The 256-nt window shown below is 48.8% G+C and carries 1 rRNA gene; it reads left to right on the forward strand.

The window, feature by feature from the left end:
* Positions 1-148: 148 nt before the first annotated feature.
* Positions 149-256: ribosomal RNA gene (locus tag VSR72_RS44160) — 23S ribosomal RNA — on the forward strand; the annotation flags it as partial.

Genomic DNA, 256 nt, shown 5'->3' on the forward strand with positions numbered 1-256 from the left:
ACTTAGAGATGGGTGTGGAGTAGGTGAATCAGGGTTGTGATTGTATCAATGTATTTTTAAGTGATCGAAAGATTGCCTTGAAATACGGCGCAACACGAATACTCAACCTGTAACGATTGTGTTCTCGCGAGAGACGCACCCGTTATAGGGTCAAGCGAACAAGTGCATGTGGTGGATGCCTTGGCGATCACAGGCGATGAAGGACGCGGTAGCCTGCGAAAAGCTACGGGGAGCTGGCAAACAAGCTTTGATCCGT

This window comes from Paraburkholderia sp. JHI869, assembly GCF_038900775.1.
GTDB lineage: Bacteria > Pseudomonadota > Gammaproteobacteria > Burkholderiales > Burkholderiaceae > Paraburkholderia.